The organism is Tessaracoccus flavus, from assembly GCF_001997295.1.
GTDB lineage: Bacteria > Actinomycetota > Actinomycetes > Propionibacteriales > Propionibacteriaceae > Arachnia > Arachnia flava.
In genome coordinates this window covers 1,883,139-1,901,403 of record NZ_CP019605.1, presented here as the reverse complement: position 1 = coordinate 1,901,403, position 18,265 = coordinate 1,883,139, and the positions used below count along the sequence as shown (strand labels likewise).

General features: G+C 67.5%; 17 protein-coding genes and 1 tRNA gene. 14 read left to right on the top strand and 4 right to left on the bottom strand.

Annotated features, from left to right (window positions below; translation table 11 throughout):
* The first annotated feature begins 8 nt into the window (after window positions 1-8).
* From RPIT_RS15010 to RPIT_RS08755, 4 genes are all read left to right on the top strand, one after another.
* Entirely contained in the window at window positions 9-173 is a 165-nt protein-coding gene (locus RPIT_RS15010) for a hypothetical protein (RefSeq protein ID WP_157633347.1), read from the top strand.
* Complete coding sequence (locus tag RPIT_RS08765; protein ID WP_077342397.1) at window positions 170-424, top strand: hypothetical protein; 255 nt, start codon at window positions 170-172, stop codon at window positions 422-424. Before RPIT_RS15010 ends, RPIT_RS08765 begins: the two co-directional genes overlap by 4 nt.
* 113 nt (window positions 425-537) lie before the next feature.
* Window positions 538-906 carry a hypothetical protein gene (locus RPIT_RS08760; protein WP_077342395.1) on the top strand — a complete coding sequence of 123 codons (369 nt, stop codon included), beginning with the start codon at window positions 538-540 and terminating at the stop codon, window positions 904-906.
* Entirely contained in the window at window positions 903-1,760 is an 858-nt protein-coding gene (locus RPIT_RS08755; RefSeq protein ID WP_077342393.1) for a hypothetical protein, read from the top strand. The genes RPIT_RS08760 and RPIT_RS08755 overlap by 4 nt, the downstream gene beginning before the upstream one ends.
* Before the next feature lie 241 nt (window positions 1,761-2,001).
* Here the strand turns inward: RPIT_RS08755 and RPIT_RS08750 are convergent.
* Together RPIT_RS08750 and RPIT_RS08745 are read right to left on the bottom strand one after the other, a co-directional pair.
* Window positions 2,002-2,072, bottom strand: a tRNA-Gly gene (locus tag RPIT_RS08750).
* 24 nt (window positions 2,073-2,096) lie between these two features.
* Window positions 2,097-2,984, bottom strand: a complete 888-nt coding sequence (locus RPIT_RS08745) for a patatin-like phospholipase family protein (protein WP_077342391.1) — start codon at window positions 2,982-2,984, stop codon at window positions 2,097-2,099.
* 127 nt (window positions 2,985-3,111) lie between these two features.
* Here RPIT_RS08745 and tig point away from each other — a divergent pair, with 127 nt between their 5' ends.
* The 7 genes from tig to RPIT_RS08710 all read left to right on the top strand — a co-directional run bounded on the left by tig (window position 3,112) and on the right by RPIT_RS08710 (window position 12,269).
* Window positions 3,112-4,503 (top strand): trigger factor, encoded by a 1,392-nt coding sequence (gene tig, locus RPIT_RS08740; RefSeq protein WP_077342388.1) that lies wholly within the window; start codon window positions 3,112-3,114, stop codon window positions 4,501-4,503.
* Window positions 4,504-4,636: 133 nt separating this feature from the next.
* Window positions 4,637-5,785 (top strand): AI-2E family transporter, encoded by a 1,149-nt coding sequence (locus RPIT_RS08735; protein ID WP_077342386.1) that lies wholly within the window; start codon window positions 4,637-4,639, stop codon window positions 5,783-5,785.
* Between the two features lie 100 nt (window positions 5,786-5,885).
* Window positions 5,886-6,482: an ATP-dependent Clp protease proteolytic subunit gene (locus tag RPIT_RS08730; protein ID WP_077342384.1), complete on the top strand. Its 597-nt coding sequence runs from the start codon at window positions 5,886-5,888 to the stop codon at window positions 6,480-6,482.
* 11 nt (window positions 6,483-6,493) lie between these two features.
* Entirely contained in the window at window positions 6,494-7,093 is a 600-nt protein-coding gene (locus tag RPIT_RS08725) for an ATP-dependent Clp protease proteolytic subunit (RefSeq protein WP_077342382.1), read from the top strand.
* A gap of 106 nt (window positions 7,094-7,199) precedes the next feature.
* Window positions 7,200-8,477 carry an ATP-dependent Clp protease ATP-binding subunit ClpX gene (clpX, locus tag RPIT_RS08720; protein ID WP_077342380.1) on the top strand — a complete coding sequence of 426 codons (1,278 nt, stop codon included), beginning with the start codon at window positions 7,200-7,202 and terminating at the stop codon, window positions 8,475-8,477.
* 87 nt (window positions 8,478-8,564) lie between these two features.
* The gene (locus RPIT_RS08715) at window positions 8,565-8,924 is read left to right on the top strand and encodes a hypothetical protein (protein WP_077342378.1); all 360 of its coding nucleotides are present in this window, start codon (window positions 8,565-8,567) and stop codon (window positions 8,922-8,924) included.
* A gap of 141 nt (window positions 8,925-9,065) precedes the next feature.
* A complete protein-coding gene (locus tag RPIT_RS08710; RefSeq protein ID WP_077342376.1) occupies window positions 9,066-12,269 on the top strand; it encodes a S41 family peptidase in 3,204 nt (1,067 codons plus the stop codon).
* A gap of 275 nt (window positions 12,270-12,544) precedes the next feature.
* Here the strand turns inward: RPIT_RS08710 and valS are convergent, their stop codons facing one another.
* Both valS and RPIT_RS08700 read right to left on the bottom strand, forming a co-directional pair.
* On the bottom strand, window positions 12,545-15,106 hold the full coding sequence (valS, locus tag RPIT_RS08705) for a valine--tRNA ligase (RefSeq protein WP_077342374.1): 2,562 nt from the start codon (window positions 15,104-15,106) through the stop codon (window positions 12,545-12,547).
* Window positions 15,107-15,211: 105 nt separating this feature from the next.
* Entirely contained in the window at window positions 15,212-16,021 is an 810-nt protein-coding gene (locus tag RPIT_RS08700; protein ID WP_162274525.1) for a DsbA family protein, read from the bottom strand.
* 142 nt (window positions 16,022-16,163) lie between these two features.
* On the opposite strand from RPIT_RS08700, the gene RPIT_RS08695 reads away from it, so the two are divergent.
* Genes RPIT_RS08695 through ndk form a run of 3 tightly spaced genes read left to right on the top strand, consistent with a single transcriptional unit; the run spans window position 16,164 to window position 18,243 of the window.
* Entirely contained in the window at window positions 16,164-17,495 is a 1,332-nt protein-coding gene (locus tag RPIT_RS08695) for a bifunctional folylpolyglutamate synthase/dihydrofolate synthase (protein ID WP_077342370.1), read from the top strand.
* The gene (locus RPIT_RS08690) at window positions 17,492-17,839 is read left to right on the top strand and encodes a DUF4233 domain-containing protein (RefSeq protein ID WP_226996240.1); all 348 of its coding nucleotides are present in this window, start codon (window positions 17,492-17,494) and stop codon (window positions 17,837-17,839) included. Before RPIT_RS08695 ends, RPIT_RS08690 begins: the two co-directional genes overlap by 4 nt.
* On the top strand, window positions 17,836-18,243 hold the full coding sequence (gene ndk, locus RPIT_RS08685; protein WP_077342368.1) for a nucleoside-diphosphate kinase: 408 nt from the start codon (window positions 17,836-17,838) through the stop codon (window positions 18,241-18,243). The genes RPIT_RS08690 and ndk overlap by 4 nt, the downstream gene beginning before the upstream one ends.
* Window positions 18,244-18,265 lie beyond the last annotated feature (22 nt).

Below are 18,265 nucleotides of genomic sequence, written 5' to 3'. Positions count from 1 at the left end.
CGCAGGTGATGGAGCAGTACCCAGCAACCCCAGCAGTGGGGGAGGGCTGGACCTCCGAGGTGACCATGGACGACGGGCTGGGCGAGGCCCACCAGCACCCAGACACCGACATCCCTCACGCCGATCTTGAAGCCGCGCTCGCCACGGCCGAAGGTTTCCTCGCCGCCTGGTGACCGATGACCAACGCCCGCGTCGCCAACTACTGACAGGCATCGCCGCGCCCACTCTGGCCGATAGCTTCGACGATGTCCGCTTCACCCCCGCCGCCTTTTCACAGCACGGGCCAACCCACGTGCTGTCTGCGTCCCCGCTGCAGGTCATCACACGGCACCGCCTCGACACCGGCGCCGTCGTCGACCTCACCCTCGTCCGGAACCCTGTCAGCCGGCACGGCTGGATCGTCATCAGGGTCACCGAACACTGATCACGCCGTCGCACCAGTCGATCCGGGTTCAAACAACTGTGACGACCAGCCAACACGACGACAGCTATCCCTGGACATGGGAGCCCGCCGCAGCCGCACTAGCGGCCTTGGGTGTGGCAGGAATCCTCTCCCTGCAGATCGGACGCGCACTGGCGCTCGCCATCGCTGGCCACGGCTGGCTCTGGCCCGCCTCTTCGTCCCTGATCACCAGCAGTTGGGGCATCATCACCGGCAACCTGACCGCCGGACTCCCATCCCTCCAAGGCACCTCCGCCTCTCCGTGGTTCGCCTGGACGGCCGCGGCCACGATCTTCGTCGCCACCACCGCCAGCCTCTTAGTCTTGGCGGTTCGCTGGCGGGCCTCCATCCTCCACAAGGGCATGGCGAGCGCCACCCAGGCGGAACGACTCCTCGGACTCAGTCGACTCAAGACGCACCGCGCCGTGATTCGCCCGGACCTCTACCGCACGGGACGACGGTGACCAGGTTTGACCCCACCCAGGTGGGGTGGCGGATCGGCACCAGTTACATCCCCTCCAAGGTCCGTCTGTGGCAACCCTGGGATCGCACCGCTGGAGTCATCGGTCCCCAGGGCTCCGGCAAGACTCTCGACATCCTCACCCCAGCCCTGCTCCAGGCACCAGGCGCCGCGGTCGTCACCCTCACGAAACCCGACGACCTCCTGCTCACCATCACCGCACGGCAAGCACACGGACCCGTAGCAGTCCTCGACCCCTTCGGAGCAGCCCCCGGCCTACCGGAACTGGTCTGGGACCCAATCGACGGATGCCTCGACGCCACCGTCGCAGAGAAACGAGCCAAGGCCTTCTGCGCCGGGACCCTCGGCAGCGGCAAAGAATCCAACGACTCCGCAGCACGCTTCTACGCCGCCGAAGCGGCCAAAGTCATCCAGTGCTACTTTCACGCCGCCGCACTCGCCGGCCTCACCCTCGACGACGTCCTGCAGTGGGCCGCCAGCCCACGGACCGCCACCCTGCCGACCGACATCCTCCGCGCCCACCCTATGGCGGAGCCCCACTGGGCAGGGCTCCTCGCAGGCGCGGTCACCAACACCGACGAACGCACCGCAGGCAACACCAAGTCCACCGCGGATCAGGCGCTCGCCCTGTTCGCCACGCTCACTCGTGCCCTCGGCGAACAGCAAGCTCGCACGATCAAGGACCTCACCAACACTCTGCTCATCTTCGGCGGCTCCAAGGACGCCGGCTTCAACCGCGAAATCAGCGACCTGTCCGCGGCAACGCGGGCGTCGGTGAGAGTGTCGAAGCGACCAACGAGCTCGCGGCGCCCCTCCCAGGTGACACGAACCTGGTAGAGGGTGATGTCCCTGCCTCCGCGCCGTGACCGTACTCGGGAGATCCCTCGAGGCAACTCTTGCTGGCCCGGCATCGGCGGCCCTCCGGTGGGTCCAATTCGTGGTTCTGAAGCGGTACTTTAGTACCATTTCTATGCCACTCCAAGCATATCTATGCGTGTTCGTGCGGAATGCCATCAGGGACGAAACAGCCTCTGACAAGGGAAAACCCCCAGTCAACCGGGGTTGCTGGGGGCCGAAGAGCGGATGACGGGAATCGAACCCGCGTAGCTAGTTTGGAAGACTAGGGCTCTACCATTGAGCTACATCCGCAGAACGCATTGAAGTGTAGCGGACCTAGCCAAGGTTGAGGAATTCGCGAATCCGCGGCATCTCCCGTCGCGCCTGCGCAAGACCGGACCGAAACACGAACCGCAGCACGTCGACGTTGCGCTCGCTGTTGCTGATCGGCATCGAGTCGGGAAACACTAGGTAAGCACGCCCTTGGCGCTCGAGTTCTAGGAGTTCGTCCAGGGTGCGGTTGTAGTTGGCTGGGCGTTCCAGCAGCGCGCGGGCGATCGCCGGGTAGCGGCGGAAGAGCTGTTGGTACGCGTGGGGGAACCGGGTGGCGGTCTTGCGGTAGCCACGCTCCCTGGTCATCACAACGAGGAACCGCTCGTACCCGTCCTCTCGCGCGGCGTCGACGGCGAACCCGCCGGTGGGGCCGAGGGCTCCGTCGCAGTAGTCGACACCATCGACCGACGTGATGGGCATCAGCCCGGGCATCGTGGAGGAGGCGCGGACCCGCTTCATGACCGCCTCGATGGTGGCCATCTCGTCGCGCCCCCAGTAGACCGTCTCGCCGTCGGCGCAACGGAACCCGCCGACACGGATCTGGGCGGGGTTGCCCGTGAACGTCTCCCAGTCGAGCGGAAGCGGCTGATGGGGGAGCGACGTCTGCTCGTAGATCCATTCGGCGTTGAAGACCCCCTTGCCGCGCACCCAGGTGCGCCAGCTGCCGAACTCCGGCTCGGCGGCGAAGTCGACGAAGGCGCGCTCTGCCCGCAGCGGGTCCCGGGACACGTAGTTGACGAGGCAGCTTGAGCCCGCCGAGATGCCACCTACCCAGTCGCAGTGCACGCCTCCCTCCAACAGGGCCGCGAGGACGCCCGACGAGAACGCGGCGCGCATCCCGCCGCCCTCGAAGATGAGCGCGGTGTCGCTGACGTTGGTGGTGATCTGCACAGTGCCTCCCGTCTGGTCATGCTATCCAGCGGGTGTGCCGGGGCGTGGCGGCGGTCGGCGCGATTGGTGACCGGGGGATTGGCCGATAGACTCTAGCCCGATTCAACCCAACTTCAGGAGTCCATTCGTGCCTAGCACCGTCCAGAAGCTGAGCCCGACGCGGGCCAAGCTCACCGTGGAGATCCCCTTCAGCGATCTCAAGCCCTACCTCGATCAGGCCTACAAGGAGATCGCCGAACAGGTGAACATCCCCGGCTTCCGCAAGGGCAAGGTGCCCGCTGCGGTGATCGACCAGCGTGTCGGCCGTGGGCTGGTGCTGCAGGAAGCCATCAACGAGGCCATCCCGGTGGCCTACAACCAGGCCGTCCAGGAGGCGCAGCTGGTTCCGATGTCGCAGCCTGAGGTGGACATCACCAAGCTCGAGGACAAGGAACTCGTCGAGTTCACCGCCGAGGTGGACGTCCGCCCCGAGGTGGAGCTTCCCGACTTCGCGTCCATCACCGCCACCGTCGACGCCCCCGGCTCGATCGACGAGCTGGTCGACGAGCGCATCGAGCTGCTGCGCGAGCGCTTCGCCACCACCACTGAGGTCGACCGGGCCGCGCAGGAGGGCGACGTCCTGACGATCGACCTCGTCGCATCCCAGGACGGCGAGCCGCTCCCCGAAGCCACCGCGGAGGGCGTCAGCTACAAGGTCGGCCAGGAGCGCAACATGCTCGATGGCCTCGACGCTGCGGTCACCGGTCTCAAGGCCGGCGAGTCGACGACGTTCACCTCCGAGCTTGTCGGCGGCCAGTTCCGCGGCCAGGAGGCCGAGATCGCCGTGACCGTCCAGAAGGTCCTGGAGCAGCAGCTCCCTGACGTGGACGACGACTTCGCCCAGCTGATCTCGGAGTTCGACACCGTCGACGAGATGAAGGACGACCTGCGCAAGGGCGCGGCACAGCAGGTCGAGGCCGACCAGATCGTCGACGCACGCGACAAGGTTCTCGAGGCTGTCCTCGAGAAGGTCGACTTCGAGCTCCCCGAGGGTCTGCTCGCGCGCGAGCTGGAGGCCCGCCGGGCTGAGGTGCAGCGTCAGCTCAACGCCGGCGGCCTGACCGTCGAGCAGTACCTCGAGACGGCCGAGGACGAGGAGGCCAAGGACGCCGACGAGTTCTGGGCGACCATCGACGAGCGCTCCACCCAGGCCCTCAAGGCGCAGGTGATCCTCGACGTCTACGCCGACGAGAAGGCCGTCGACGTCTCGCAGCAGGAACTCACCGAACTGATCTTCCGCAAGGCTCAGCAGAACAACACGAGCCCTCAGGACGAGATCAACCACATGATGGAGCACAACCACATGCCCGAGTGGATGCAGGAGATCCGCCGGAGCAAGGCGCTCGCTGCCATCTGCGCGGAGGCCACTGTGACCGACGCCGAGGGCAACGCCGTCGACACGTCGCTGCCGGTCGTTGACTCGGCCGAAGCCGAGGACGACGTGGTCGACGGCGAGGTCGAGGAGACCCCCGCCAACTGATCCGTCAGGTGAGAATCGCCGCCAGCCCCACCGGGCCGGCGGCGATTTTTCTTGGGAGTTACAGCGCCGGACGGGATCGGACACGGGCCCAGGCGCCTGACGGTTAGACTCGCGCCGAGCAAGGAGGCACCGCATGAGCCCGGAGGCGCGCACTCCCGTCGAGGACACCGACCCGCCCCAGGACGTGGGGCCGGGCGACACAGCCAGGCCCGGGCTCCCGATGCTCGTGGCGGTGGCGATCTCGCTGGCCGCGATCGGTCTGTCGCTTGCGCTACTGCAGAGCATCTCCGGCATCATCGCGCCGATCTTCCTCGCGGTGAACCTGATGGTGGTGGCCTACCCCCTGTTCGTCTGGCTGGTGGCTAGCCGCGTCCCGCGCGGGATCGCAGCGGTCATCACCGGCGTCGCCGTCTTCACCGTGATCCTGCTGGGCGCTGCCATGCTGGTCTGGTCGATCACCGCCATGATCGGAGCCCTGTCGGAGTACTCGGAACGGTTCGTCGAACTGTTCGATCGGGGAGTGTCTCTACTGGGGAGCTTCGGTATCGACAACGTCAGCTTCACCGAGTCCTTGGACAGCATCTCGCCCGAGAGCCTGCTCGGACTGGCCGGTGGCCTGATCTCCAACGCCTCTGGGGCGGCCGGCATCATTCTCATCATCCTCGTCGCGATGGTCTTCATGATCGTGGACCTCACGATGCTCACCAAGCGGACCACCCTCACCCACCGGCTGCACCCCGAGTTCACCGACGCCATCTCGTCCTTCGTGGCCGGGATTCGGCGCTACTGGGTGGTGACCACGGTGTTCGGCCTGGTCGTGGCCGTCCTCGACGGCATCGTGCTGGTGGCACTCGGGGTCTCGCTGCCGCTGGTGTGGGCGGTGCTCAGCTTCGTGACCAACTACATCCCCAACGTGGGCTTCTTCCTCGGCCTTGTCCCGCCGGCGCTCCTGGCCTACTTCGAGCAGGGCCCGGTGACGGCAACGTTCGTCATCGCGGCCTACGGTGTCATCAACGTCGTCTTCCAGGCGTTCATCCAGCCCAAGGTCGCGGGCGACGCCGTCGGGGTGACCGGCACGATCTCCTTCATCTCCCTGCTGCTGTGGGCCTGGGTGTTCGGGCCCCTGGGCGCCCTCATCGCGCTGCCCAGCACGCTGGCCGTCAAAGCACTGCTCATCGACCCCGATCCCCGGCTGCGCTGGGTCAACGCCTTCATCAGCAACGACCCCATCGGGGACGTCGACGTGCATCCCGAGGAGACCCGCAGCGAGCACTCCGACTGACTCGCCGGAACGGCCGTCGGCGAACAACGGGGTTGGCCCTTGGGTATCGCGCGTTTCCCGGTAGGTTAGGTGCGTGACTCAGACTCCACATGACACCCGAATGGCCGGGCCGGGCGCACTCGGCCTCGGCATGAACGACAACGTCTATTCAGCCCTTCTCGCCAACCGGATCATCTTCCTCGGCTCGGAGGTCAAGGACGAGAACGCGAACGCCATCTGCGCGCAGATGCTCCTGCTCAACGCGGAGGACCCTCACAAGGACATCTACCTCTACATCAACTCTCCCGGCGGCTCAGTCGACTCCGGCATGGCGATCTTCGACACGATGCAGTGGATCAGCAACGACGTCGCCACGGTCGCAATGGGGCTGGCGGCCTCCATGGGGCAGTTCCTGCTCTCCGCCGGAACGCCGGGCAAGCGCTTCGCGCTCCCGCACAGCCGCATCATGATGCACCAGCCCTCCGGCGGACTGGGCGGCACCGCGTCGGACATCCGCATCCAGGCGGAGCAGTCGCTGCACATCAAGAGGACCATGGCCAGGCTGATCGCCGAGCACACCGGGCAGACGGTGGAGCAGATCGAGGCGGACTCGGACCGTGACCGGTGGTTCACCGCCGAGCAGGCCCTCGAGTACGGCTTCATCGACCACGTCTACGAGCGCGCCTCGCAGATCACGACCGAGGCCCCTAACCAGTGACCGGAATGGATATGAACTACTACATCCCACAGTGGGAAGAGCGCACCAGCTACGGCATGCGGCGGGTGGACCCCTACACGAAGCTCTTCGAGGACCGCATCATCTTCCTCGGCACCCCCATCAACGACGAGGTCGCGAACGCGGTCATGGCGCAGCTCCTGTGCCTCCAGTCGATGGACCCCGAGCGCCAGATCTCGATCTACATCAACTCCCCGGGCGGTTCGTTCACCGCGCTCACCGCGATCTACGACACGATGCGCTACATCAAGCCGGACATCCAGACCGTGTGTCTGGGGCAGGCGGCGTCGGCGGCCGCGGTGCTGCTGGCGGCGGGCACGAAGGGGAAGCGGTTGGCGCTGCCCAATTCGCGGATCCTGATCCATCAGCCGGCCACCGAGGGCGGCTACGGACAGAGCTCTGACCTGGAGATCCAGGCGAAGGAGATCCTGCGCATCCGATCCCTCATGGAGACGATGCTGGCCAACGACACCGGCCAGGAACTCGAGAAGATCACCAAGGACATCGAGCGCGACAAGTATCTGACCGCCGCCGAAGCGGTGGAGTACGGCATCGTCGACGACATCCTGCCGTCGCTCAAGGAACTGAACTAGCGGGTGAACCCGGCGGGCCGCGCGTCCGCCGGGTCTGCCGACCCCCCGCCGGGTAGTGTGGGGATCGAGGACGCACGCAACGATCTAGGCGGGAGGTGGACGTCACGTGGCACGAATCGGCGAATCGGGCGACCTGTTCAAGTGCAATTTCTGCGGGAAGAGCCAGAAGCAGGTCAAGAAGCTGATCGCAGGCCCCGGGGTCTACATCTGTGACGAGTGCATCGCGCTGTGCAACGAGATCATCGAGGAGGAGTTCCCCGAGACCACCGACACCGGACTGGTCGAGGAGCTGCCCAAGCCCCGTGAGATCCGCGACTTCCTCGACAGCTACGTCATCGGTCAGGACACGGCCAAGAAGACGCTCTCGGTGGCGGTCTACAACCACTACAAGCGCATCCAGGCGCAGCAGAGCCACGGCCGCCGGGCGGAGAACGACGACGTCGAGGTCGGCAAGTCCAACATCCTCCTGATCGGACCTACGGGCTGCGGGAAGACGTACCTCGCGCAGACGCTGGCCAAGATGCTCAACGTCCCGTTCGCGATGGCGGACGCCACCGCGTTGACCGAGGCGGGCTATGTCGGCGAGGACGTCGAGAACATCCTGCTGAAGCTCATCCAGGCGGCCGACTTCGACATCGCCAAGGCGGAGACCGGCATCATCTACATCGACGAGATCGACAAGGTGGCCCGCAAGTCGGAGAACCCGTCGATCACCCGCGACGTCTCAGGCGAGGGTGTGCAGCAGGCGCTGCTGAAGATCCTCGAGGGGACCGTCGCCTCGGTACCGCCGCAGGGGGGACGCAAGCACCCGCACCAGGATTTCCTGCAGATCGACACCACCAAGATCCTCTTCATCGTGGGAGGCGCCTTCGCGGGGCTCGAGGAGATCATCAACGCCCGCGTCGGCAAGCGTCCGCTCGGCTTCAACAACTCGGCGGAGGCTCGTGAGCCCTCGGCGGAACCCTTCGCGCAGGTGCGTCCGGAGGACCTCCACAAGTTTGGGCTCATCCCCGAATTCATCGGTCGCCTCCCGATGCTGACGAGCGTGTCGCCACTTGACAGGGACGCCCTGGTCCGGATCCTTGTGGAACCCAAAAATGCGCTCACGCGACAGTTCCAGAAGCTGTTTGAACTCGACGGCGTCCAACTGGAGTTCACCGACGACGCGGTCGGGGCCATCGCCGACCTCGCCCTCGAACGCGGCACCGGCGCGCGCGGGCTCCGCGCCATCCTCGAGAGCCTGCTGTTGGAGACGATGTTCGACGTGCCGTCCGATGAGGACGTCGCGCAGGTGGTCGTGACGGCCGAGGCAGTCAGAGGCGAAGCTCTGCCGACCCTCATCCCGCGGGCGCAGCTCGCCAGCCGCCGCGACCTCTCAGCCTGACGGTGGGTTGTTCAGCCCTTCTTAACGCGAACGTCGTTACGAGGGTTGGCTTGGGCATACGCTGAAACCTCCTGACATTCCGTTGGAGTGGTCGAGGGTCTCGTCGAGGTCCAGCACCAGGTCGCCAGCCCGGGCTGCGCCGTCGACGACGGTGAGGTCCAGGCCCGTCGCAGCCTCGAGACCATCGGCGAACTGCGGGCAACGTCAGCCAACTCTGCGTCGTCGGTCACGATCCGCGCGGCGGGGGCGATGTCGAAGCGACCCTCGCCCCCGGTCCAGGTCTGGAGCGAGGGAATGATGTCGGGCGCGGTGTTCGGCTGGGCCGTCGCCGACGGCGCGAATGACGTCGGGCCAGCGGCCAGAGCTGCCGCCATACCGATCGCGGCCCAGACGCCTCAGTGGCGGTTGTGGCACAGGTTTCATGGGTCCTCCAAGGTTCTTCATTGACGGTCGGCGGGCCGACACGGGGACTCTCAGCACCCTAGGGAGGGGTCAGCGCTGGGCGAGGGATCGTGGGCAAACGGGCGGACGCTCTGCGCGTTCCCCAGAGTCCGCGACAGGTCGGGGCGGGGTTGTATCTTTGGCGGCGTGACCCGTGGCTATCTTCGTTACCCGCACCTCTCCGGCGATTCCGTGGTGTTCGTCGCCGACGACGACCTCTGGCTGGGCGCGCTCGGTGGCGGCCGCGCGGCGCGCATCACCCTCGGAGAGGAGTCTCCCCGGAACCCGCGCTTCTCGCCGGACGGAAGCAGGGTGGCGTTCACCGCCACGACCAACGGTGGGTGGGACGCGTACGTGGTGGCGCTCGACGGAGGCACCCGACGGCTCACCTGGCTAAGCGCCCGCCGCATGCTCGTCTCCGGCTGGCTCGACGACCAGCACCTGCTGCTGAGCTCCGACCACGAGGGCGTCCACCGCATCGACGCGTCGATGTACTCGCTGTCACTCGACGGCGAGCTGAGGCGCATGCCGTGGGGGCTGGCGGCGGCTGCCGCTGTGCACCGCAAGGGCAGGGTGGCGGTCGCGTCGGTGAACTTCAGGGATCCATCGGGCTGGAAGAGGTACCGCGGCGGGATGGCGGCGAGGCTGTGGGTGTCCGCGGATGGCACCACCGACTGGAAGCGCGTGTTGCCGGACGAACGTGCCGGTTTGTTCTGGCCGACCTGGGTCGGCGACCGTCTCGCGTTCACGTCGGACCGTGGCGAAGGCTCCGATGTCCAAGCACAGCTCTGGTCGGTCAACTCCGCCGGGAGGGATCTGCGTCAGCACACGTTCCATTCGGTCGACGACGGCTACGTCCGTGACGCCGTCAGCGACGGACAGGCGATCGTCTATCACGCACGCGGCGAGCTGTTCCACATGGCGTCGCTCAAGGCCGAGGCGCAAAAGCTCGAGTTCACCACCTCCGTCGGCGTCCCCGCCCCCCAGCCCGTCCAGCCGACCGACCGGCTGGAGTCGGTGGTGCCGGACCAGGGCGGCGACTCATCGCTGGTGGAGTGGCGCGGCGCGGCCTACCTGCTCACCCATCGCGGGGGGCCCGCCCGCGCGGTGGCCGACACAGCCGGCGTCAGGATCCGCGAGCCGCGGTTCCTCGACGCCACCGGACGGGGCATTTGGGTCAGCGACGCGGACGGCGAGGACTGCCTCGAGGTCCGCCAGTTGGACGGCGACGGCGCCCCGCGTCGAATCGCCTCCGGCCGGATCGGCCGGGTGCTGGCGCTGGAACCCAACCGCGACGGCACCAAGGTTGCGGTCGGGAGCCACGACGGCAGCGTGTACCTGGTGGACGTGGCGCGGGCGTCGGTCAAGAAGCTCGGGCGCTCCGCCACGGGGGAGCCGTCGGGCTTCACCTCGTCGCCCGACGGCCGATACCTGGTGTGGCGCAATGCGCTGGCCTATGAGGGGATGCTGGGACAGCTCGTCGGCTACGACCTCGCCGAGGACCGTTCGTTCACACTCACCCGCGGGCAGTTCAACGACTTCTCGCCCACCTTCACCCACGACGGACGGCACCTCTGCTTCCTGTCCAGCCGGACGATCGACCCCAGCTACGACGAACTCGGCTTCGACCTCAGCTTCACCAATACGGTGCGCCCCTGGCTGGTTCCACTGCAGGCCACCGAACCCGCTCCCTTCGGGCCCGCGGCGGACGGGTGGCCGATCAGCGAGCCTGACGACAAGACGGAGGACAAGGAGCACGGGGAGAGGGAGCGGGACGAGACCCCCGCCGCCGTCGTCTTCGACCTCGAGGGCGTCGAGGACCGCATGGTGCCGTTGCCCGTTCCTTCCGCGCGTTACGCCGCCCTCCAGGCATCCAAGGAGGGACTGCTGTGGCTCGCGATCCGGTCCCAGGGTGAGCTTGGCTCGCTCCGGGCGGGTGTCGAGGGCGAGGTGAAGGACCAGGTCGAGTACTACTCGTTCAAGACGCGGAAGTTGACGGTCGTCGTCGACGGCTGCGACGGCGCGGCGGTGAGTGGCGACGGCGAGCGTCTGCTGGTCCGCAACGGGGAGGAGTTCTGGGTCCAGGACGCCCAGCACTCGGCCGACGATGACGACGCGAAGATCGCTGTGGACCTGACGCGGCTTCGGCGTGAGCTTGATCCGCGGGCCGAGTGGCGGCAGATGTTCGACGAGAACGCCCGGCTCATGCGCGACCACTTCTGGCGTGAGGACTTCGACGGCACCGACTGGTCGGCGGCGGTCGCGCGTTACCGCCCGCTCGTGGAGCGGATCGCCAGCCGCGACGATCTGGTCGATGTCCTGTGGGAGACGGTGGGCGAGCTCAACACCTCCCATGCGTACGTGGACCCCCCGCGCAGCGGGGACGATTCGTCGAGGGTCGCGTTCCTCGGCGCGGAGTTCGACCGCAACGCCAAGGGCGAGCTGGTCATCCGCTCGATCCTTCCGGGTGAGACCTCCGACCACCGGGCGAGATCCCCGCTGCGCGCGGCGGGAGTCGCGGCCGCCCCCGGGGACGTCGTCGTCGCGATCGATGGGCACCCCACAGCCTCGGCGCCCAGCGTCGGCGCCCTGCTTATGGTCGCGGCCGACAAGGTCGTGGAGCTGACGCTGGCCCGGGGACGGCAGAAGCGGCGCGTCGCCGTCGTGCCGACGCCGAGTGAGACCCCGCTTCGCTACCACGCCTGGGTCGATGGCCGCGTGCGCTACACGGCCGAACGGTCCGGCGGACGCGTGGGCTACGTCCACGTTCCCGACATGATGGCGCACGGCTGGGCCGAGTTCCATCGGCTGATCGACCGTGCCATGCGCTGCGAGGCGGTGATCGTCGATGTCCGCTTCAACGGCGGAGGCCACACCTCCGAGCTTGTGATCGAACGGCTCGCCCGCCGGGCGATCGGGTGGCACGGTGCGCGTCACCACGAGGAGGTCGGCACGTATCCCAGCCAGGCCGCGCGCGGGCCGGTGGTGTTTGTGACGAATCCCTTCGCGGGATCCGACGGCGACATCGTCGCCGCCGCCGCCCAGGAGCTCGGCCTCGGCCCCGTCGTGGGGGAGCGCAGCTGGGGTGGGGTCGTCGGCATCGACGGCCGGTTCTCGCTCGTCGACGGCACCGAGGTGACCCAGCCGCGGTACTGGATCTCGTTCGACAAGGTCGGTTTCGGCCTGGAGAACAACGGCGTCGAGCCGGACATCACCGTCGAGGTAGGCCCGGCGGAGTGGGAGTCGGAGTCGGATGTCCAGTTGGACGCGGCGATCGATGAGGCGTTGAAGCGGCTCGCGGAGCGCCCGGCGGCCACACCGCCGACCCTCCCGGACCCCCGCTTCGGCTGATCCCCTGTTCTTGGGTTCAGGGGCTCGGGTCGGCAGCCCGGGCGGGCTGGTGTGCCCCGTTGCCCGTGCCCGGAGGGGAAGAGAGTTGAGCAAATGAGATGGGTCAACGAAGCGTAACGCTGTTACACCGGCGTGTCGCGGCGTTGACCCATCTCACTTGCTCAACTCGGTCCTGCGTGCCAGCCCTCAGTGCCCCGCGAGCCGCATAGTCGGTCGGCCCCAGCGTGGCTGGCGCTCAGGAGCGGGGCCGACCGGGCAGCGAGGGTCAGCGACCGTCAGGAAGCTGGCGGCTCGGCGAGCTCGACGTCCACCGAGAGCGGGGCATCGTTCTCGGTCCAGGTGACGTCGCCGGTGAGGCGGCCCACCGCCCTGAGATCCGGCTCAATGGTGCGCAGACGCTCGACCACCTGGGCCGGGCCCGTGAACGAGGCCCGGGACACCTCAGCCTTCATCGACACCTTCGCGTTGGACTTGGCGCCGCGGATGGTGATGAGGGCAGTGGCGACGTCGGCGAGGAGGGCAGGTTCGCCGTCGGTGGCCAGCTCCTGAACCTCGGGCCACGTGGCGCGGTGGACGGAGGTCTCGTGCGTCCACCGCCACACCTCCTCGGTGACGAAGGGCAGGAACGGTGCGAACAGGCGCAGCTGGACGTCCAGGGCCAGTGCCAGGGCAGCCTGCGCGGAGGCCTGCTCGGCCGGCGAATGCGCGCCGTAGGCGCGCTCCTTCACGAGCTCCAGGTAGTCGTCGCAGAACGCCCAGAAGAACGTCTCTGCCACCTCCAGCGCGCCGGTGTAGTCGAACGCCTCGAACGAGTCCGTCGCCGCGCGCACCACGCCGGCCAGCGCGGCGAGCATCGCCTTGTCGACCGGGTTGGTGACCGCGCTGAGGCCGGCGGAGTCGTCGGCCATCGACAGCACGAACTTGCCGGCGTTGAGCACCTTCATCGCGAGGCGGCGACCGACCTTCATCTGCGTCTCGTCGAACGGCGAGTCGAGCCCGGGCCGGGCCATGGAGGCGCGCCAGCGCACAGCGTCGGAGCCGTACTTGTCGAGGATGTCGGTGGGCACGACGACGTTGCCCTTCGACTTGCTCATCTTCTTGCGGTCGGGGTCCACGACGAACCCGGAGATGGTGGCGCGCTTCCACGGCAGGGAGCCGTTTTCGAAGTTGGCGCGAACCACGCGGCTGAAGAGCCACGTGCGGATGATGTCGTGAGCCTGGGGAGCCATGTCCATGGGGAACGTCAGGCCGAACAGCTCCGGATCCCGTTCCCACCCGCACGCGAGGTGCGGCGTCAGCGACGAGGTGGCCCATGTGTCCATGACATCAGGATCGGCCATGAAGCCGCCGGGCTGATTGCGCTGATCCTCGGTGAACCCGGGCGGGGCGGTGGTCACCGGATCGATGGGGAGGCTGTCCTCGTCGGCCATGATCGGCTCGTCGTAGTTCGGCTCGCCGTCGGCGTCCAGTTTGTACCAGACGGGGAACGGCACGCCGAAGAAGCGCTGACGGGAGACGAGCCAGTCCCCGTTGAGGCCGGACACCCAGTTCTCGTAGCGGTGTGACATGTGCTGCGGGGTCCACTCGAGCTGCTCCCCGAGACCGATGAGGTGCTGCTTGAGATCCTCGTCCCGACCGCCGTTGCGGATGTACCACTGGCGTGTCGCGACGATCTCGAGCGGCTTGTCGCCCTTCTCGAAGAAGTTGGCCATGCGGGTGGTGGCCTGCGGTTCGCCAGAGAGGTCCCCGCTGTCGCGCAGCATCGCGACGGTGGCCTCGCGCGCGGAGAAGGTCGTCTTGCCGGCGAGCGGCTCGTAGGCGGAGGCGTTGCTCAGCCACTCCGGCGTCTCCGCCTGGAACCGGCCGTCGCGCCCGATGACGGTGCGCGTGGGCAGGTTGAGTTCGCGCCACCACAGCACGTCGGTGAGGTCGCCGAAGGTGCAGCACATCGCGATGCCGGCGCCCTTATCGGGCTCGGCGGCTGCGTGCGCGAGCACAGGGATCTCGACGCCGAACAGGGGTGAGGTCACCGTGGTCCCGAAGAGGTCCTGGTAGCGCTCGTCGTCGGGGTGGGCGATGAGCGCGCAGACCGAGACGAGCAGCTCAGGGCGGGTGGTCTCGATGTAGACGGGTTCGCCATCGGGGCGGTGGAAGGCGACGCGGTGATAGGCACCCGGGTACTCCCGCGCCTCCAGTTCGGCCTGCGCCACCGCCGTCTGGAAGGTGACGTCCCACAGAGTCGGGGCGTAGCTGAGGTAGGCCTCGCCGCGCGAATGGTTGCGCAGGAACGCCCGTTGCGCGACGCTCTGGGACTCCTCCGAGATGGTGGTGTAGAGCGTGGTCCAGTCGACCGAGAGACCGAGCTGCTTCCAGAGCTCCTCGAACGCCTGCTCGTCGACGGCGGTCAGCTCGTGGCAGAGCTCGATGAAGTTGGCGCGGCTGATCGGCAACTGCCGCTTGGGGTCTGGCTTCGCGGGAGGAGCGAAGTCGGGGTCGTACGGCACCGACGGGTCGCAGCGCACCCCGTAGAAGTTCTGCACGCGGCGCTCGGTGGGCAGCCCGTTGTCGTCCCACCCCATCGGGTAGAAGACGTGCTTGCCGCGCATCCGCTGGAAGCGCGCGATCGTGTCGGTGTGGGTATAGCTGAACACGTGTCCGACGTGGAGCGAACCCGAGACCGTCGGGGGAGGCGTGTCGATGCTGAACACCTCCTCGCGCGAGGACGGGCGCTCGAAGACGTACGTGCCCTCGTCCGCCCATACCTGGCCCCACTTGGCCTCAAGGCCTTCGAGGACGGGCTTATCGGGTAGGCGCTGTGGCGCGGTCGCTTCGGTCATGGAGACGATCTTAGGGCGTTCAGCGCGGATGGCCGACTTGCGCTCGGGAGCACGGAAAAGGGCGGGCACCGCGTGGTGCCCGCCCTCCGGCAGATTAGTGGAGGATCACTCCTGCTCCTGACCGCCCGCCTCGTAGGCCTCGGTGATCGCCCGAAGCATGTCGTCGGGAGTCGGCTGGATCAGAACCTGCTGGCTGTTCTGGTCGTAGAACTCAAGCTTCTCGCCGCTCACCTGGTAGGTCGGAGTGGAGCCGATCTCTTCATCGTTGAACTTCTGGTTCGCGTTCTTCGTGAAGTCCCAGAACGCCTTCGTGTTGTAGAGCCTCTTGAACTCGTCCAGGTCCTCGCCCGTGATGCCGGCCTGCTCAGCGAACTCGTCGCGGAGCTTGGAGTCGGAGTAGCCGCCGGAATTGCTCTGGTTGGCGTAGACCACCTTGTGGTACTCGTCGAACGCGCCCACCTGGTCGGCGGCCGCTGCTGCCAGCGCCGCGCGGTGCGAGGCGCCGCCTTCGCGCCCGGCGCCGTCGAGGAAGTAGGCGAAGCGGAACTCGGCCGTGATGTCCCCGTTGGCCACGAGCTGATCCACAGCCGGACCGTACTCTGCCTCACGCGCGGCGCAGGCGGGGCACTGGAAGTCTTCGTAGATGATGAGGTGCGGGGTGCCCTCGACAGGTGACTTGCCGCCCACGAGGACCCCATAGCCCTCGGTGGCGTTCGGAGGGGTCAGCTGTTCCTCGGCCATACCGACGCCACGCCCCATCGCCTGGATCGCGACGATGGCGATCACGGCGATGACGGTGATCGCCGCGATGGCGCCGCCGATGGTGAGGATGCGCTTGTTGCGCTTACTGCGCTCTTCCATCTCCTGCTGCTGGCGCAGCGCGGCGCGCTTGCTCAGCGACGAGTTGTTAGCCATATGAGGGGACTCCTTGGTTCCAGGGTTGACGTCGGCCGAGGCCCACCACGCCATCCTAATGCCGGGATCAAGATGGTTGAAACGTCTACCGGGCTCACTGGGGACGGTGCGGACGGAGTGCCGACGCTACGCTGGGGGCACCATGACTACCTCCCCGCATGCCGAATTGACGGCCGCCCTGACGAGCCGCTGGCCCGAGCACCGTGTGGCGCCCAGCCTGAGCCGCATCTCCGCGCTGATGGAACTCCTCGGCGACCCCCAGCGCTCGTTCCCCGTCATTCAGGTGGCCGGCACGAACGGCAAGGGAAGCACCGCCATCATGATCGAGACCCTGCTGCGCGCGGCCGGGCTCCGCACCGGACGCTTCGCCAGCCCGCACCTGAGCGATGTGCGCGAACGCATCACGATCGACGGCGAGCCGGTCTCCGAGGAACGCTTCGACGAGGTGTGGCGCGACGTCGAGCCCTACGTCGCCATGGTCGACGAACAACTCCACGACGGGGTGGCGATGACGTTCTTCGAGGTCATCACAGGGATGGCGTATGCAGCCTTCGCCGACGCCCCCGTTGACGTTGCGGTCATGGAGGTGGGCCTCGGCGGCCGCTGGGACGCCACGAGCGTCGCCGACGCGCAGGTGGCGGTGGTGGCTCCGATCGGGTTGGACCACACCCACATCCTCGGTGACACCATCGAGCAGATCGCCGGCGAGAAGGCGGGCATCATCAAGCCGGGCAGTGTCGCCGTGCTCGCGGGCCAGGATCCGGCCGCGGCGAAGGTCCTCCTCGAGCGCGCCGTCGGCGTCGGGGCCAAGGTACGGGCCGAGGGCCCCGACTTCGCACTTCTGGAGCGACGCGTCGCGGTCGGTGGCCAACTGCTGCGAATCGACACGGCGGGGGGCCCCGTCGGCGATGTCTTCCTTCCGCTCTTCGGTGAGCACATGGCGCGCAACGCCTCGCTCGCGGTGGCTGCGGTCGAGGCCTTCCTCGGATCGCAGCCCCTCAACCCGGAGATCATCGTCGAAGCGATGGCGTCCGTGGAGGCGCCGGCGCGGCTGGAGATCGTGCGCACCTCGCCCACCGTCGTCGTCGACACGGCCCACAATGCGCAGGCTGCGCGGGCCACGGTCGACGCGGTGGCCGAGTCCTTCGACTTCCAGCCCACCATCGGGGTCGTCGCCATGATGCAGGACAAGGACGCCGAGGAGGTGCTCGGCATCTTCTCCGAGCAGATGGATCAGGTGGTGGTGACGCAGGTGCGCAACTCCCCGCGCGCCCGCCCCGTCGCCGAACTGGCCGAACTCGCCGAGTCCGTCTGGTCGCCCGGCAACGTTCATCGCGCCGACACGATGGCCGAGGCCCTCGAGCTGGCCACCATGCTGGCTGACACGGCCAGCGCCCACGCCGGGGTGCTCGTGGCGGGATCAGTCATCGCCGCGGGGGAGGCCCGGGACCTGCTCAAGAGGGACGACGCGTGACGCTCAACCCCACCAACCCGATGCGCGCAGCTGCCGCCTCGGTTCTTCTGTTCGAAATCATCATCGTCTGGCTCGCCTACATCGGGATGATCCAGGTGTCCGGCACCAACCTCGCGCTCGCGGCTGGGGCCTGTGCCGCCGTCACGCTGGGCTGCATCGCGGCCCTCGCCGGGCTGCGTCGGCGCTGGGGATACATCGTCGGCTGGGGGGTGCAGATCGGCTGCATCGCGCTCGGTCTACTCACCGCGTGGATGTTCGCCATGGGTATCATCTTCGCCCTGATCTGGGTGACCTGCATCGTGCTCGGTCGCCGCATCGAGACACACCAAGGAGAAGCTCAATGACCGAGCACACTTTCGTCATCATCAAACCCGACGCGGTGGAGGCCGGGCACGTCGGGGCGATCCTCGGACGGTACGAAGCGGCCGGCCTCAGGGTTGAGGCCATGGACCTGCGGAGGATCGACGCCGGTTTCGCCGATCGGCACTACGCCGAGCACCTGGAGCGGGACTTCTACCCGCCGCTGCGCGAGTTCATGACCAGCGGGCCGCTGGTCGCCGTGATCCTCAGTGGCGCTGACGCCATCTCAACCGTCCGGGGGATCAACGGCGCCACCGACCCGACCCAGGCCGAGCCCGGCACCATCCGCGCCGACTTCGCCGAGAACACCCGCCGCAACGCGGTCCATGCCTCGGACTCCAGGGAATCCGCCGAGCGGGAGATCAGCCTCTGGTTTCCGAAAGGCTGAGCCAGTTATCCTGGGTCGCGCC